The following is a 16258-nucleotide window of genomic DNA, read 5'->3' on the forward strand; positions in this document are numbered from 1 at the left end:
CACGAGGTGTCTGCGTCATTGACCGATCAGGTCAAGGAGGAACTTACGGCGGTGTCCGTACCGCGCCAGTCCGCTCGTGCGGCGGAGGTTGCCGCGATCCTCAGGTTCGCCGGCGAGCTCCACATCACCGGAGATAGGGTGATGTACGAGGTCGAATTGGAATCGAAGAGCGTAGCCACTCGCTTGGTCACCGCACTCGACGAGTTGTATTCGATTTCTGCGAGCACCCACGTAGCCGGCCTCGCCGCATCCTCTAAAAAGAGCAGAGTGCAGGTGCGAATCACTACCGGGGCCAAGGAGTTGACTAGGCGCCTGGGGTTGGTGACCCGCTCGGGTCACCCAGTCGTGGGCCTGCCACCGCAAGTAATCTCCGGCTCTGTTGCGGATAATGAAGCAGCTTGGCGCGGCGCGTTTTTGGCGCAAGGTTCGCTAACCGAGCCGGGCCGGTCTTCAGCGCTGGAGGTGACCTGTCCTTGCCAGGAGGCAGCACTCGCTCTCGTAGGCTGCGCGCGTCGTTTGGGTGTAGCGGCGAAAACTAAGGAGACCCGCGGGGCCGATCGCGTCGTGGTGCGTGATGGCGATGCCATTGGTGCGTTGCTGACCAGAATGGGGGCCCAAGAGACTCGACTGACGTGGGAGAAGAAACGTATCCAACGCGAAGCCCATGACACCTCCCGCCGCCTAGACAACTTCGATGACGCCAACTTACGCCGTTCTGCCCGTGCGGCAGTTACAGCTGCGGCTCGCGTCGAACGCGCCATGGTTATCTTGGGCGATGACGTCCCGGAACATCTCGCGGACGCCGGCCGCCTACGCGTGCAGCACCGCGAAGCTTCCTTGGAAGAGCTCGGACGCTTGGCTGATCCGCCGATGACCAAGGACGCGGTGGCTGGGCGTATTCGCCGCCTGCTTTCTATGGCAGATAAGCGCGCGAAGGAACTTGGTGTGCCGGATACGACGAAGGCAGTGACAGAGGAACTTTTTGAGGAATCCTAGTCTCTCGTCTTAGCCCCAGACGCAGTCGAATGTTGTGCCCGTTCGGGCACCATCGCGACCGTCTGGGGCAATTTTTTGACTATCGATGGTGAATTTATGACCGGCGATAACCGGTTTATTTTTGGATTCACCCGCTCTTTTTTGCTTTAGTGAGATATCCCACCTTGCCCTCTTTAGGGCCAACACAATCCCACATAAACGGGCATATCTGCAGGTGTGTGCGTTTGGGGGATTGAATTAAGTAACTAGCGGTCCATCTAGTGTACGCCCCTTTTCCCTTTCGTGCGAGCATCTTGGTTGGGAACCTGAACGCGCACTGCAGGATGCAAAATCCGTGGGTACTATCGCCCGTGTTGGGAAAACCACCGAGCACGTCACGGAAGTGGCAGGGCAACGGTGCCGCAAGAACGGTCCACCGCACTGCCTATAAAGACAAAGTCTCGGAAGCCCCCACAATTGAACTTCACTCGATTATTTGAGGAGACATTACAGTGACCATTCGCGTAGGTATCAACGGATTTGGCCGCATCGGCCGCAACTTCTTCCGTGCAGTCGCACAGGGCAACAATGACCTCGAGGTCGTCGCAGTTAACGACCTGACGGACAACGCAACCCTGGCCAACCTGCTCAAGTACGACTCGGTTCTGGGCCGCTTCGACGGTGAGATCGAGCATGACGACGAGTCCATCACCGTCAACGGTCACAAGATTGCAGTCTCCGCAGAGCGCGATCCGAAGAGCCTGAACTGGGGCGAGTACAACGTCGACATCGTCATCGAGTCCACCGGTTTCTTCACCGATGGTGAGGCTGCCAAGGCTCACATCGAGGCCGGCGCCAAGAAGGTCATCATCTCTGCACCGGGCAAGAACGTTGACGCAACCTTCGTCTACGGCGTTAACTCCGATGAGTACGACGCTGAGAAGCACAATGTCATCTCCGCCGCATCCTGCACCACCAACTGCCTGGCACCGATGGCCAAGGTCCTGCACGAGAAGTTCGGCATCGAGAAGGGCCTGATGACCACCATCCACGCCTACACCGGTGACCAGCGCATCCAGGATGCTCCGCACCGCGACCTGCGCCGCGCCCGCGCCGCAGCCGTCAACATGGTTCCGACTTCCACTGGTGCAGCAAAGGCTGTCTCCCTGGTTCTGCCGGAGCTGGAGGGCAAGCTGGACGGTTACGCAATGCGCGTTCCTACCATCACCGGTTCCGCTACCGACCTGACCTTCCAGGCATCCCGCGACGTCACCGCTGAGGAAATCAACGCTGCTATCAAGGAAGCCGCCACTGGCGAGTTCGGCGAGACCCTGGGCTACACCGAGGACCCGATCGTCTCCACCGACATCATCACCGATTCCCACGGCTGCATCTTCGATGCTGGCATGACCAAGGTTTCCAACGGAAACTTCGTCAAGGTCCTCGGCTGGTACGACAACGAGTGGGGCTACACCAGCCAGCTTGTGCGCACCACCTCCCTGGTTGCCTCTAAGCTCTAAAGCTTCGCCCTCTGAAATGAGCACAGTGAAGCAAGCTGTGATTGCCTGCGGAAGCACCGCGGGCTAGATACCGGCCCACGCGCCGCGCCTACTATCTCTGAATATGTGGCGTGCGCTGGGCCGGTAGTCGTCTTTAAGGAACGAGTACGCGCTTTCACGCACATCGCGAATCAGGTTCCGGCACACTTTCTAATTGAATAGCATTAACCTTTAGCTTGAGTACCCACCTTTAAGGAGAACACAATGGCTTTCAAGACTTTGGACGATCTGCTCGCAGAAGGCGTTTCCGGCCGCCACGTCCTTGTTCGTTCTGACTTCAATGTCCCGCTTGATGATGAAGGAAACATCACCGACTCTGGCCGCATCACCGCCTCGCTGCCGACTATCAAGGCGCTCATTGAGGGGGGAGCGAAGGTCATTCTGTCGGCACACTTGGGGCGTCCGAAGGGCGAAGTAAACCCGAAGTACTCCCTCGCGCCAGTCGCAGAGGCTCTCTCCGAGGCGCTGGATCAGTACGTTGCCCTTGCCGGCGACGTCAGCGGTGAAGACGCTCACGAGCGCGCCAACGGCCTCAACGATGGCGATGTTCTCCTCCTGGAGAATGTTCGCTTCGATCCGCGCGAGACCTCCAAGGATGAGGCTGAGCGCGGCGCCTTCGCCGATGAACTCGTCGCCCTGGCTGCGGACAACGGTGCCTTCGTCTCCGATGGTTTCGGTGTTGTTCACCGCGCACAGGCCTCTGTGTACGACGTCGCCAAGCGCCTGCCAGCATACGCCGGCAAGCTGGTGCAGAAGGAAGTGGAAACCCTGGCTGCGGTAGCAGAGAAGCCAGAGCACCCGTACGTGGTCGTTCTGGGCGGCGCCAAGGTTTCCGACAAGCTCGGTGTGATCGAAGCGCTTGCCGGCAAGGCCGACAAGGTGATCATTGGCGGCGGCATGTGCTACACCCTTTTGGCTGCGCAGGGCTACAACGTCCAGAACTCTTTGCTGCAAGAAGACCAGATTGACAACTGCAAGGAGCTGCTCGAGCGCTTCGGTGAAAAGATTGTCCTGCCGGTCGACCTCGTTGCTGCAACCGAGTTCGATGCTCAGGCAGAGAACAAGGTCGTCGCCCTGGACGGTATTCCGGAGGGTTGGCAGTCTCTCGACATCGGCCCGGAGTCGGTGAAGGAGTTCGACGAGGTCATCGCTTCTTCCAAGACCGTCTTCTGGAACGGCCCAATGGGTGTCTTTGAGATGGAGGCCTTCTCCAAGGGCACCGCCGGTGTGGCACAGTCGATCATCGACGCCACCGCTAAGAACGGTTCCTTCACCGTCGTTGGCGGCGGTGACTCCGCAGCTTCCGTCCGCCTGCTCGGCCTCGATGAAGATGGCTTCTCTCACATCTCTACCGGTGGTGGCGCTTCCCTCGAGTTCCTTGAAGGCAAGGAGCTGCCGGGCGTCAAGGTCCTGGAAGCCTAAGCACTTAAACCGTCAACTCAGTCTGATTTAGAAAGGCTAATCATGGCACGTACCCCGCTTATCGCAGGTAACTGGAAGATGAACCTCGACCACAAGGAAGCTATTGGTTCCTTGCAGAAGTTCGCATTCTCTCTGCCGAAGGAATACTACGAGAAGGTTGACGTGGCTTTCATGGTCCCGTTCACCGACATCCGCACTGTGCAAACGCTGGTCGACGGCGACGACTTGCAGTTCACCTACGGCGCACAGGACATCTCCAAGCATGAGTCCGGCGCATACACCGGTGAGGTGTCCGGCAAAATGCTCTCCGCCCTGGGATGCTCCTGGGCAGTCGTTGGCCACTCCGAGCGCCGTCAGTACCACGGTGAGACCGACCAGCTGGTTGCTGAGAAGGCCGCTGCAGCTCTGACTAACGGCATCAGCCCTATTGTCTGCGTGGGCGAGCCGCTCAACGTGCGCGAGGCAGGCACTCACGTGGATTACGTGGTCACCCAAACCCGCAACTCCCTGCAAGGTCTTTCTGCCGAGGACCTCTCCAAGACCGTCATCGCGTATGAACCGGTCTGGGCAATCGGTACTGGTAAGGTTGCTTCCGCTGAGGACGCGCAGGAAGTGTGCGCAGCCATTCGCGAGCTCGTCCGTGAACTGGGCGGCGATGAGGTGGCCGAGGGGATCCGCATTCTCTACGGTGGCTCCGTCAAGGTGGATTCCATCGCGGAGATCGTAGGCAAGCCGGACGTCGACGGCGGCCTGGTTGGCGGTGCTTCTCTCAAGGGCGAGGAGTTTGCCAAGCTGGCGGCTAACGCTGCCCAGGGTGCATAGCCCTCATACCAGCTAGCATCACGCTCATGAGCCGTGGCGGGTCGGAATGGTTGCTGGCCCGCCACGTGGTGTATTATCGGGGATTATTGCGCCCGCTTTTGGCGCCCTCTTCTCCGTGGGCTGACGGCATAGGCTGTCACCACCACATAAAATGAACGAACGCGTAAAACAAGGAACTATTTCATGATCTTGGCACTGGAAATCATCCTCGTGATTGCCGCAATCCTGATGTCTGTCTTCGTGCTGCTGCACAAAGGTAAGGGCGGCGGTCTTTCCAGTCTCTTTGGTGGCGGTGTGCAGTCCAACTTGTCTGGTTCCACCGTGGTTGAAAAGAACCTCGACCGTTATACCGTGGTCATGGTGGTCATCTGGCTCGCTTGCATCGTAGCCCTAAACCTGCTGCAGGCATATAGCAGCTAAAACCGCCAGCTGGTCTACGGCCACAACAACGCAGAACGCCGCGTGCTTCCTCTCATGGAGGAGGGAACGCGGCGTTCTTTTTTCCTAGGCTTCAAGCGACCGGGGAACCGTGGCGCTAAAGCTGCTGTGCGGCGTCTTCACTTACGAAAAGTAGAGTCTCTTCGGTGCCCCGCGCACCTGCGGCAGGCCAATCCTCAGCCGCGGCCCCGGCTACGAGATGGGACGCAGCTTCGGCCTTCTCCTCACCGGAGACAAGGAACCAAATACGTTGAGAGCGATTGATAGCGGGGTAGGTCAGCGTGACACGCTCCGACGGGGGCTTAGGGGAATCATGGACAGCAAATGCATAGTCCGTATCCTCATAGACTGCCTCCGAGCGCGGGAAAAGAGAGTTGATGTGGCCCTCATGTCCCATGCCCAAGAGGTGAATGTCGAAGCCCTCCGGCGCAAAATCACGAATCTCGCCTTCATAGGCTTGGGCGGCGTGCTCCATGGATACCGCACCCAAGTCATAGCCATGAATGTGCGGTTCTGGAATACCGACCTTGCTGAGAAGAGCCTCGCGAGCTTGTCCCTCGTTGGAATCCGAATCGCTGACCGGAACATTGCGCTCATCCCCGAAGAAGACATGGACCCGCGTCCAGTCCACGGCCAATGCGGGATAGTCGCCGCCTTGCTGCTCGGCAGCTTCGTGGAGGCGCGCCAATTCGCGGAGGACACCGATTCCAGCACCACCACCGGTGAGGACTACGCGTGCTACTCCGTCCTTGTGCAGGCCACCGCCCGGGGCTTGAATCGCTGCAATCGTTTCAATAAAGGCGAGTGCGGCGGAGGATATGAGCTCGTCGATGTCGCTAACGCGGCGAAGCGTGACCATGGTGAAGAAAGATCCTTCTGAATGATGGGACTGGGGAAACGATGGAATAGTTACGCCTACACACTGTAGTGCACGCGCGCTAAGGCGCGGAGAGCATGGGCGTATGTCCTATCCGAATCAAGGTGGCGCAGCTCTTCCGAGAGCACCTCCGCTTCGGAACGCACAGCGAGGCTCACGAGCGATTCCGGCGAACCGGGGACGCTGACCTTAACCGTCGTGGCGTCGACGGCCGTGACAGTGATATCCGCGGTGGGGCGCCGGAAAACTAAGGAGGTAATCGGGAAGGCGCCTGCCTCGCATTCCGAGATTCTACGGGTGACGGGGACGGAAAGGGCGTCGAGCAGCCAGCCGGCCGCAAAATCGACGGCGGCATGGTGCTCGGCTCCGGAAATCTCCACCGAATTGACAGGCTCGTGTGGATGGCGGTCAAGAGCAGAGGCGATGATGCCACGCCACAGGGTAATGGCGCCCCAGGACATGTCGGAATCACCCGGCTTATAGCCGGAGGACAGCACGTGAAGGTCGTATTGATCAACACCGCTGCCGAAAGCCACGTTAGTGATGCGGCGTTGGGCTAGAGCACCGATGGGCACGGCTGCGGGCGCAGGCGGGCAGGCAGTAGGCCACCAAGCAACAATCGGTGTATCCGGAAGAAGAAGGGGAGTAACCACTGCTTCTGCTTGGTCGGCGAGGGCGCCATGGAGGTGCATAACGACGATTTCCGAGGCACCAGCCTCGCCGCCGACGCGCAGCTCAGCATCGAGGCGGGTTTCCTCTTCGAGGGAGCCCGAGGCGATCACGATGACGCGGGAGGGGTGCTCGTGGGAGGCATCGCGTACTGAAGTGAGCAGGTTGTCAAGGTCATCGCCTTCTTCGGTCATAACGATGAGCGTAAGAACGCGGCCGGTCGTGAGCGTGTAATGCTCCTGCATCTCCACGAGCTTTTTAGAGATTTTGCGCGTGGTCGTATCTGGCAAGGGGATAATCATAAAGCCATTCCTCCTAGGGGCCCTACGGACGGCGCCAGGAATGACCCCGGCGGCGCAGCATTCTATCGGCAGACTCCGGCCCCCATGTGCCAGCGCGGTACTGCTCTGGCTGACCGATGTTGGACCAGTATTCAATGATGGGGTCGAGGATGGACCAGGACAGCTCCACTTCCTCGTTGGTGGGGAAGAGGGAGGACTCGTCTAAGAGGGCGTCGAGAATCAGGCGCTCGTAGGCTTCCGGTGATTCCTCGGTGAAGGCCTCGGCGTAGGCGAAGTCCATGTTGACGTCGCGCACCTCCATGGTGGAGCCGGGAACTTTGGATCCGAAGCGCATGGTGACGCCTTCATCTGGCTGGACGCGGATCACCACGGCATTCTGGCCCAGTGAATCAGCTTGACCTTGGTCAAAAGGCTGGTGTGGGGCGGTCTTAAAGACGAGTGCAATCTCCGTCACGCGGCGGCCGAGGCGCTTGCCGGTGCGCAGGTAGAAAGGAACGCCCGCCCAGCGACGGGAATTGACCTCAAGGGTGCAGGCTGCATAGGTTTCCGTCGTGGATTCGGGATCGAAGCCTTCTTCTTCCCGGAGGCCATTAACATACTCTGAGCCCTGCCAGCCAGCGGAGTACTGGCCGCGGGCTGTGGTCTTGTTAAGCGGGTGCACCGCGTTGGTGGCACGCAGCACCTTGATCTTTTCGGCTTGGAGCGCCTCAGGGGCAAAGGAGGAAGGCTCCTCCATGGCGACGAGGGCTAGCAGCTGCAGGAGATGGTTTTGGATGACATCGCGGGCAGCGCCGATGCCGTCATAGTAGCCAGCACGGCCTCCGAGCCCGATGTCTTCGGCCATGGTGATTTGCACATGGTCGATATAGTGCGCATTCCACATGGGTTCGAAGATCTGGTTGGCAAAGCGCAAAGCCATGATGTTCTGCACCGTTTCTTTACCCAGGTAGTGGTCGATGCGGAAGACCGAGGACTCTGGGAAAACGGCGTTGACAATCTCGTTGAGCTGGCGTGCGGAATTCTGATCGTGGCCGAAAGGTTTCTCAATGATGACGCGGCGCCAGGAATTATCCGTGCTATCTGCCATGCCGACGCGCTCCAACTGATGGCAAATATCGGAGAAGAACTCCGGGGGCACGGAAAGGTAGTAGGCCCAGTTACCGCCCGTGCCGCGGGAAGCGTTGAGCTCAGCGAGTCGGGCAGACAGCTTGTCAAAGCCTTCGTCATCGAAGCTGCCTTGTACAAACTCGATTCCCTTGGCGAGGTGCTCCCACACATGCTCACTGAAAGTGGTTCGTGCTCCTGCCTCGGCGGCTTCGCGTACGTAGTCGCAGAAGGCCTGTTTATCCCAGTCGCGGCGGCCGTAGCCGACCAAAGTGAAGCCTGCCGGAAGCAATCCGCGATTGGCCAGGTCATAGATTGCAGGCAGGAGCTTCTTGCGCGCCAAGTCACCCGTGACGCCAAAAATCACCATGCCAGAGGGGCCGGCGATGCGTGGCAGGCGCTTGTCCTTCGCGTTGCGCAACGGGTTGACCCACGCGCTGGTAGTGCTCACTAAGTGTCCTTTCGGTCTGTGTGAGTTAAGTCCAACTGCTCAGCATAGCGACCCGCGCCGCGTAGGCCATAGTTGCGTGGCCATAGACGGTGCGTGAGTCGCTGTTGAGCAATCACTGTTCGCCGTTGTCTAAGCGAGGCGGTCCGTCATTGAAGCAAGCAAAGCTTCCCATGCATCGACGAACTTGTCGACGCCCTCCTTCTCCAGCACTGCGAAGACATCCGCGAAGTCAATGCCAACTGCCTCCAGCTGTGACCACACCCGCTCTGCCTGCTCCGCAGAGCCACTGAGAGTATCGCCGTGCAGGTTGCCCTGCTCGAGTACGGCATCGATGGTCTTCTCCGGCATCGTGTTAACGGTATCCGGTCCAGCTAGCTCAGAAACATAGAGCGTGGCAGGGTAGTCGGGGTTCTTAACTCCCGTCGACGCCCACAAGGGGCGTTGCGGGTTAGCGCCAGTTGGAAGGTCTTCGCCGCCCGCCGTGAACTCTTTGCGGAACAGGGCGTAGGCCCGCTGAGCGTTAGCCACGCCAGCTTTTCCGCGCAAGGCAAGAGCCTCGTCAGCGCCGTTCAATTCCAAGCGCTTGTCTACTTCGGTATCCAGACGGGAGACAAAGAAGGATGCTACGGAGTGAATCCTAGAAACGTCCTTGCCCGCCGCAGCCGCGCGCTTGATTCCTTCCTTATAAGCTGCAATGACTTGGGCGTAGCGTTCGACGGAGAAGATAAGGGTGACATTGACGGAGATGCCCTCGGCGAGGGCGTCGGAGATAGCAGGAAGGGAGCCATCGGTAGCTGGGATCTTGATCATGAGGTTGGGGCGCTCAACCTTCGCCCACAGCTCACGTGCCTGCTCCAGGGTTGCTTCCGCATCTGCGGAGATGCGGGGATCTACCTCGATGGAGACGCGGCCATCCCGGCCACCCGACTTCTCGTAGATCTCGGTAAAGACGTCGCACGCGTTACGGACATCGTCGATAGCCAGTGCGTACACAGCTTCGTCCGCGTTAGCGGACTTTTCCTTCAGTGCTGCGATATCGGAATCATAGGAGGTGCCGGATGACATTGCGGCAGCAAAGATCGCGGGGTTCGTGGTGACACCCACGATGGACTTAGTGTCCAAGAGCTCACGGAGGTTGCCGGAGTCTAGGCGTTCGCGGGAAAGATCATCGAGCCAGGTTGACGTCCCGAGGTGAGCCAGATCATCAATATGCGTCATGGTGTGGTGTAGGTCCTTTCGTGAGGGGAACTCGGAACGGGAGACTAGTCTGCCTGCGCCGCGCTCAGTGCTTCGCGCGCGGCATCAGCAACGGCCTCGGCGGTGAAACCGAAGTTCTCAAAGAGCTCTGCGGCAGGTGCAGAGGCACCAAAGTGCTCCAGAGACACGGTGCGGCCGAAGGAACCGGTGTACTTGTGCCACGGCATAGAGATACCAGCTTCGACGGAGACGCGCGCGCGGACCGAGGAGGGAAGGACGGATTCGCGGTAGGAAGCATCCTGCTCATCGAACCACTCCAGGCACGGTGCGGAAACGACCCGGGTGGCAGTACCTTCAGCCTCGAGCTGCTTGGCGGCTTCCACAGCGAGCTGCACCTCGGAGCCGGTGGCAAGGAGGATGACATCTGGAGTTTCCTTCGATGCCTCAACAAGGATGTAGGCGCCGCGGCGGACGCCTTCGGTCGCCTTTTCCTTGGTGCCCTCAAGCACTGGAAGATTCTGACGGGACAGCGCTAGGCCCTTCGGCGCGGCCTTGTACTCGAGTGCTGCCGCCCACGCCTGGGCCGTCTCGTTAGCATCGGCCGGGCGGATGACGGAAAGGTTGGGGATGGCGCGCAGGGCAGCGAGCGTTTCCACCGGCTGGTGGGTGGGGCCGTCTTCGCCCAAGCCAATGGAATCGTGAGTCCACACGTAGTAGGTATCGGTGGACATGAGCGCACCGAGGCGCACGGCGGGGTACTGGTACTCAGAGAAGATAAGGAAGGTACCGCCATAGACGCGGGTATTGCCGTGCAACGCAATGCCGTTCATGATGGCGGACATGGCGTGTTCACGAATACCGAAGTGCAGGTTGCGGCCATAAGGTGTGGCAGTCCAGGCATCCGTAGTGATGGACTCGGGGCCAAAGGACTCCGCGCCCTTGATCACCGTGTTATTGGAGCCTGCCAGGTCGGCGGAACCGCCCCACATCTCCGGCAGGGAGGCCGCAAGTGTTTGAATAGCGGCTTCAGAAGCCTTTCTGGTAGCCAGAGACTCGCCCGCTTCCCACGTGGGAAGCTCGGCGGCGAAGTCAGCAGGAAGTTCGCGTGCCTGGAGGCGGTCGAAGAGCTTCTTCTCTTCCGGGTTGGCTGCGGCCCACGCGTCGAATTTCTCCTGCCACTCAGCATGTTTCTGTGCACCGCGGGCAGCCAGCTCGCGGGTATGAGCGAGAACTTTCTCGTCGATGTGGAAGGACTGCGCAGGATCGAAGCCGAGGACTTCCTTGGTCGCGGCCACCTCGTCTTCACCGAGGGCGGCGCCGTGGACGCCACCGGTGTTCATCTTGTTCGGTGCTGGGTAACCGATGACCGTCTTTACACGGATGAAGGAAGGGCGGGAGGTTTCGGCGCGGGCAGCAGCAGCGGCCGCTTCGATGGCTTCGACGTCCTCACCGGACTCCACGGTCTGCACGTGCCAGCCATAAGCCTCGTAGCGCTTGGCGACGTCCTCGTTGAAGGCAATGTTGGTGTCATCCTCGATGGAGATGCGGTTGTCATCCCAGAAGACGATAAGGTTGCCCAGCTTCTGAGTACCTGCCAAGGAGGAGGCCTCAGCAGTCACGCCCTCCTGCAGGTCACCGTCAGAGGCGATGACATAGACATAGTGATCGAAAGGAGATTCGCCAGCCGGGGCGGAAGCGTCGAACAATCCACGCTCCTTGCGCGCGGCCATGGCCATACCAACCGCGGAAGCCAGGCCCTGGCCCAGCGGGCCGGTGGTGATTTCTACGCCGTCGGTGTGGTGAACCTCCGGGTGGCCGGGAGTCTTAGACCCCCACGTGCGCAAAGACTTGAGATCCTCCATCTCGAGGCCGAAGCCGCCGAGGAAGAGCTGGATATACTGCGTCAGAGAAGAGTGCCCCACGGAGAGGACAAAGCGGTCGCGCCCCGCCCAGTGAACATCTGCTGGGTCATGGTTGAGCACGCGCTGGTAGAGCGTGTAGGCCAGAGGCGCCAAGGACATGGCGGTACCGGGGTGGCCGGAGCCGCAGTTCTGAACGGCATCGGCAGCGAGCACGCGGACGGTATCCACGGCGCGGGTGTCGAGGTCACTCCAGTCCGAAGGATAACGGCGTTGAACCATAGCCTGCAGTTCCGGGGACAACTTTTCGTGCGACACGGCGAAAACCTCACTTCGCTTCTGGAAACAGATATACCGTTAATCAGTGTAAAGGTTTTTCGATCTTCGGCGGGGGATTATATAAACCAGGTTTCGGGCGGTAGTCTGGCATGGTTGACGCCGTTGCTCCCCGCTTTCGGATCTGGCTGGCGAGTGCTTCGAAGAGGAAACCTCGACCGTGCCACACAGCTCTCGGGATATCTCGGGAACTTTTTAGCGCGAGCAGACGACCACTACTTCAGACCTATAAGCCATACACCCACGTGCCGGATATACGGAGGACTATTCCTTGGAGACCATCAAGGCCTATTTTGCGCTAACGAAACCGAGGATCATTGAACTCCTCCTCGTGGCAGCAATCCCGGCTATGCTCCAGGCCCAGCGTGGATTCGAGGCGGTGTCCTCAAACTTCTGGCTCATCGTATCCACCATCTTTGGCGGATGGATGGGTGCCGCTGCGGCCCACACGTTCAACAACGTCGTGGACTATGAGATTGACCAGAAGATGCAGCGCACTCGTGCTCGGCCGCTGGTGCGCAAGACTATTTCGCGTCGCAATGCCGCCATTTTTGCTTGGGTCATGCTCGCACTATCCGTCTTCTGGCTGGGCGTGCTGGCGCATTCCTGGCTGGCGGCGTTCTTCGTGCTGCTGACTAACTTCTTCTATGTCATCGTCTACACGAAGTTCCTTAAGATGCGAAACTCCCAGAACATTGTCTGGGGTGGCCTAGCAGGCTGTATGCCCGCCATGGTGGGCTGGGCGGTGATCCGGGATAACGCACCGGCGGGGGAGCCTGACCGTTGGTGGCAAGCCGTAGTCTTGTTCCTCATCATCTTCTTCTGGACCCCGCCTCATACGTGGGCGCTGGCGATGAAATACAAGGAGGACTACCGCAAGGCCGGGGTGCCGATGCTGCCCGTCGTTGCCGGGGAGGTGGAAGTTACCCGCCAGATTGTGTGGTACACCATCGGCACGGTTATCGTGACCTTCCTTATTATCCCGGCAGCCTCCTGGATCTACTTGGTGGCCGCGGTGGCCTCCGGTGCGGTCTTCTTATGGATGGCAATCCGCCTCCACCAAGGCGTGAAGAAGGGCGCAAAGGTCAAGCCCATGCGCCTATTCATCTACTCCAATAACTATCTCTCAGTCCTCTTCATTGGGCTGTCTATCGACGCCGTCGTGGGCTGGGAACCCATCGGTCGCATGCTGGGCTGGTCGGCCGCCCTCTTCTAACGAGGCGGCCTGCCAACCAGATCAGCGAACCTCCAATTATCTCGAACTAGTCCAGGGAGCTACTCCTTGGACTAGTCTTCTCTTACGCGCAGAACGATGGAGCCGGTGGTTTTGCGCTCTTGGAGGTCGCGGTGGGCCTGAGCGGCTTCGGCGAGCGGATATTCCGCCGAGATGCGGAAGTCGAGGTCGCCATCGATGACCGCCTGCACCACTGCCTGGGCGCGCATCTGGAACTCGCCTTCCTGGGAGGTCCAAGCACCGAGCGAGGGGCGGGTGAGGAAGATGGAGCCGTGCTTGTTCAGCAGCTGCGGGTCCATCGGCGGGACGGGGCCCGACGCGGCGCCGAAGAGCGCTACCGTGCCGCGCGGCCGCACAACCTCAAGGGATTCACCGAAGGTGGCTTTGCCGACGCCATCGTAGACCACGTCGACGCCGCGCCCGCCATTGTGACGACGTACCTGCTCTGCCAAGCCACTGCTGTAGCGGAACACGTGGTCTGCACCCGCGCCGTAGGCCAGCTCTTCCTTCTCATCGGTGGAAACCACGGAATAGACGGTGGCGCCCAGGGCCTTGGCCATCTGGGTGAGGATTAAGCCCACGCCGCCCGCACCGGCGGTAATGAGGCAGGACGCACCTTCCCCCAGCTGATAGACACCGTGGGTGAGGTAGTGCGCCGTCATGCCCTGGAGGAGCATGGAACCTGCGACGGCGGAAGGAATCTCGTCGGGGACGGCCACCACGCGGTCGCGCGGCACGCAGACTTGCTCCGCATAGGAGCCGAAAGCGTGATCCCAGGCCACCATCGTGCCCGGGGCGATTTCCCCCTGGGGGTCGTGCACAACGCGTCCGGTTCCCTCGAGCCCGATGATGAACGGCACGGAGGCGTTGTAGATGCCTTCGCGGTAGTAGGTGTCGATGTAGTTGACACCGGCCACGGAGACGTCGACAAGCAGCTGCTCCTTCGTCGGCGTGGGGGATTCTACCTCGGCGTAGGTGAGGACCTCGGGCCCTCCGGTCGTGGTCACCTGAATAGCATGCATGGTGTCTAGGCTAAACGAAGCCGAGGGCTCCGCGCAGCAAAAAGCGCCGCCATCCTCACTTCCTGATGAGAACGGCGGCGCTTCGAGTACCTGTTTTACCGGCTCCGTTGGCTCTGCTTAGCTGTGGGCGGCGGGGACGTTCTCGCCACCGCGCTGGGAGGTGCTGGCAGTTGTGCCATCCTCGTTGCCGACGCGGCGCAAGCCATGCGCCCACAGCAAGGCGGTGAAGGCCGTGACCACTGAGGACATGCCCACGTGGAAGGGAACGGTCCAGCGGGGGATGTGGAGGTAGAACTGGGTGACACCGATAGCCCACTGTATGACGATGCAGGCAATGAGCACCCAGCCGGCCTTCTTCGCCACCTTGGGAGCGCCGGTGCGGTGCAAGAGGAAGACCACGATGAGCGTCAGCGCTAAGTAGACGTACATGCAGACCGCGTGAATGATGGCCATGCCATAGGTGTCCACGCCGAGGCGGCCCTCCATGCCCACACCGGCATCACCGGAGTGGGTACCCGAGCCAGTGACAAAGGTGCCCGTCAGCAGAACGATGGACAGGGCCACAGTGGCCACCACCGCGAGGGTGCGCACCGCGGCGGGGAAGAGGCGAGTGGGAGTGCCGTCATCGGGTTCATTAATGCGGGAGAACAGCATGGCCGCGATCCACACCAAGACCATCGACGGGAGGAAATGCACAGCCACACTCCACCAAGAAAGCTTCAGCACGACTGACAGAGCGCCAATGAGTGCCTGCACCACGATGCCGGCGAGCCCCGCCCAGGCATAGACCTTGAGCTCCTTGCGGCGCTGCGCCTTGTGAACGACCACGATGCTGGCGATGGCAGCCGCCGCGACAACGAAGGTCAGCAGGCGGTTTCCAAACTCAATGGCTTGGTGGAGCATGGGGGCCGCACCCTCAATGGGCACCAAGGAACCGGGGTGGCAGTTGGGCCAGGTAACGCAACCAAGGCCGGAGCCGGTGACGCGCACAATGGAGCCCGATACCGTAATGCCGCCCTGACAGAACAGAAGGATGAGGGCGATAGTGCGCTGCATCTTCAGCGACGGGCCAGAGGCCACGCCGGCAGGCGCGAGGGGACGTTGAGAAGAAACATTTGCGGTACTCACGGCTATTCAGCCTACCGCTCGGCCCTGCCCCGGAACCAATATCGACGGGTGGGTCACACCACGCAAGGGAGAAGAATCACTTTTAGCCCTCGAAGCGGAACCAACGCACCGCGGCAAACGACGCCACTGCTGCCCACACCACGAGGACAAGGAGCTCAATGCCCGGGAAAGAACCGTTGAGGGCGGTATCCAGACCAGCAGCCATGGCCACCGTGGGCACCAGCGTGAGCACCCCGTTGTCGCCGAGACCCTGGGAAAACATCGCCCACCCGACGGCCCCGAGAAGGAGAAACCAAATCAGGTTGGCCACTGCCAGGACTACCTCAGAGCTAAAGGTTCCGCCCAGCAGCAGTCCCAAGGCTGTAAACGTGGCCACTCCTAACGCCAAGGTCAGCACGCCGATGGCAGCGCCCCCAGCAGAAACTCGCAAGCCGAGGATAGCTGCGACAGTGCCGAGCACAAGGACCTGGAGCACCACCATGGAGAGCACGCCGAGAATCTTTCCCACCACGATGGCCCAGGCAGGAACGCCCGATGCGCCGGTGCGCTTCAGTGCACCATAGCGACGGTCGAAGGCCAAGGAGATGGCCTGACCTGTGAAACCGGAGGAGGTCGCTGCAACGGCCAGCACCATGGGGAAAACCTCATCCACACCATGCCCGGTAGTGTCCTTCAGCTTCGCGGCGCCGATCAGGATAGCGAGCGGGATAATGATGCTCAGTAACTGTTGCTCGCCGTGCCGCAGCATCAGTTTGGATTCGATAGCCCCTTGGGCACGCGCCATGGCCGCTACGCCGACGCGCTGCGGGTGCGGGCTAAAAGTGCCGGGTGCGAAGGTGCTCATGGAGCGTCTCCTTGATCAA

14 protein-coding genes are annotated in these 16258 nt (G+C 60.3%); 6 read left to right on the forward strand and 8 right to left on the reverse strand.

Annotated features, from left to right (window positions below; all coding sequences use genetic code 11):
* The first annotated feature begins 6 nt into the window (after nt 1-6).
* The 5 genes from whiA to secG all read left to right on the forward strand — a co-directional run bounded on the left by whiA (nt 7) and on the right by secG (nt 5198).
* Nucleotides 7-996, forward strand: coding sequence for a DNA-binding protein WhiA (whiA, locus tag CAURIM_RS06250; RefSeq protein ID WP_070730287.1), 990 nt, complete (start codon nt 7-9; stop codon nt 994-996).
* Nucleotides 997-1487: 491 nt separating this feature from the next.
* Nucleotides 1488-2495 carry a type I glyceraldehyde-3-phosphate dehydrogenase gene (gap, locus tag CAURIM_RS06255; RefSeq protein ID WP_201828253.1) on the forward strand — a complete coding sequence of 336 codons (1008 nt, stop codon included), beginning with the start codon at nt 1488-1490 and terminating at the stop codon, nt 2493-2495.
* A gap of 243 nt (nt 2496-2738) precedes the next feature.
* Complete coding sequence (locus CAURIM_RS06260; RefSeq protein WP_070643464.1) at nt 2739-3956, forward strand: phosphoglycerate kinase; 1218 nt, start codon at nt 2739-2741, stop codon at nt 3954-3956.
* 42 nt (nt 3957-3998) lie between these two features.
* Nucleotides 3999-4778, forward strand: a complete 780-nt coding sequence (gene tpiA / locus CAURIM_RS06265; RefSeq protein WP_070444881.1) for a triose-phosphate isomerase — start codon at nt 3999-4001, stop codon at nt 4776-4778.
* A 183-nt stretch (nt 4779-4961) separates the two neighbouring features.
* The gene (secG, locus tag CAURIM_RS06270; RefSeq protein ID WP_070643470.1) at nt 4962-5198 is read left to right on the forward strand and encodes a preprotein translocase subunit SecG; all 237 of its coding nucleotides are present in this window, start codon (nt 4962-4964) and stop codon (nt 5196-5198) included.
* Nucleotides 5199-5313: 115 nt separating this feature from the next.
* Here the strand turns inward: secG and pgl are convergent, their stop codons facing one another.
* From pgl to tkt, 5 genes are all read right to left on the reverse strand, one after another.
* The gene (pgl, locus tag CAURIM_RS06275) at nt 5314-6075 is read right to left on the reverse strand and encodes a 6-phosphogluconolactonase (RefSeq protein ID WP_070643473.1); all 762 of its coding nucleotides are present in this window, start codon (nt 6073-6075) and stop codon (nt 5314-5316) included.
* A gap of 56 nt (nt 6076-6131) precedes the next feature.
* Entirely contained in the window at nt 6132-7064 is a 933-nt protein-coding gene (locus CAURIM_RS06280) for a glucose-6-phosphate dehydrogenase assembly protein OpcA (RefSeq protein ID WP_070444875.1), read from the reverse strand.
* Nucleotides 7065-7086: 22 nt separating this feature from the next.
* A complete protein-coding gene (zwf, locus tag CAURIM_RS06285) occupies nt 7087-8619 on the reverse strand; it encodes a glucose-6-phosphate dehydrogenase (RefSeq protein WP_083276434.1) in 1533 nt (510 codons plus the stop codon).
* Nucleotides 8620-8748: 129 nt separating this feature from the next.
* Complete coding sequence (gene tal / locus CAURIM_RS06290; RefSeq protein ID WP_070730285.1) at nt 8749-9837, reverse strand: transaldolase; 1089 nt, start codon at nt 9835-9837, stop codon at nt 8749-8751.
* A 44-nt stretch (nt 9838-9881) separates the two neighbouring features.
* Entirely contained in the window at nt 9882-11957 is a 2076-nt protein-coding gene (tkt, locus tag CAURIM_RS06295) for a transketolase (protein WP_201829581.1), read from the reverse strand.
* 325 nt (nt 11958-12282) lie between these two features.
* Here tkt and CAURIM_RS06300 point away from each other — a divergent pair, with 325 nt between their 5' ends.
* Nucleotides 12283-13227: a heme o synthase gene (locus CAURIM_RS06300; protein WP_010186753.1), complete on the forward strand. Its 945-nt coding sequence runs from the start codon at nt 12283-12285 to the stop codon at nt 13225-13227.
* Between the two features lie 71 nt (nt 13228-13298).
* Here CAURIM_RS06300 and CAURIM_RS06305 read toward each other — a convergent pair whose 3' ends face one another.
* The 3 genes from CAURIM_RS06305 to CAURIM_RS06315 form a co-directional block, all read right to left on the reverse strand.
* On the reverse strand, nt 13299-14267 hold the full coding sequence (locus CAURIM_RS06305) for a quinone oxidoreductase family protein (RefSeq protein ID WP_070444867.1): 969 nt from the start codon (nt 14265-14267) through the stop codon (nt 13299-13301).
* Between the two features lie 117 nt (nt 14268-14384).
* A complete protein-coding gene (locus CAURIM_RS06310; protein ID WP_144656380.1) occupies nt 14385-15395 on the reverse strand; it encodes a COX15/CtaA family protein in 1011 nt (336 codons plus the stop codon).
* An 82-nt stretch (nt 15396-15477) separates the two neighbouring features.
* A complete protein-coding gene (locus CAURIM_RS06315) occupies nt 15478-16239 on the reverse strand; it encodes an ABC transporter permease (protein WP_201828251.1) in 762 nt (253 codons plus the stop codon).
* Nucleotides 16240-16258: the final 19 nt, after the last annotated feature.

The sequence above is a fragment of the Corynebacterium aurimucosum genome (assembly GCF_030408555.1).
GTDB classification, from domain to species: Bacteria; Actinomycetota; Actinomycetes; order Mycobacteriales; family Mycobacteriaceae; genus Corynebacterium; species Corynebacterium aurimucosum.

What these genes read in the sequence shown, in the direction of transcription:
- CAURIM_RS06260 (WP_070643464.1), top strand. Translation starts at nt 2,739, where the DNA reads ATGGCTTTCAAGACTTTGGACGATCTGCTCGCAGAAGGCGTTTCCGGC.
- tpiA (WP_070444881.1), top strand. Translation starts at nt 3,999, where the DNA reads ATGGCACGTACCCCGCTTATCGCAGGTAACTGGAAGATGAACCTCGAC.
- secG (WP_070643470.1), top strand. Translation starts at nt 4,962, where the DNA reads ATGATCTTGGCACTGGAAATCATCCTCGTGATTGCCGCAATCCTGATG.
- pgl (WP_070643473.1), bottom strand. Translation starts at nt 6,075, where the DNA reads ATGGTCACGCTTCGCCGCGTTAGCGACATCGACGAGCTCATATCCTCC.
- CAURIM_RS06280 (WP_070444875.1), bottom strand. Translation starts at nt 7,064, where the DNA reads ATGATTATCCCCTTGCCAGATACGACCACGCGCAAAATCTCTAAAAAG.
- tal (WP_070730285.1), bottom strand. Translation starts at nt 9,837, where the DNA reads ATGACGCATATTGATGATCTGGCTCACCTCGGGACGTCAACCTGGCTC.
- tkt (WP_201829581.1), bottom strand. Translation starts at nt 11,957, where the DNA reads ATGGTTCAACGCCGTTATCCTTCGGACTGGAGTGACCTCGACACCCGC.
- CAURIM_RS06305 (WP_070444867.1), bottom strand. Translation starts at nt 14,267, where the DNA reads ATGCATGCTATTCAGGTGACCACGACCGGAGGGCCCGAGGTCCTCACC.
- CAURIM_RS06315 (WP_201828251.1), bottom strand. Translation starts at nt 16,239, where the DNA reads ATGAGCACCTTCGCACCCGGCACTTTTAGCCCGCACCCGCAGCGCGTC.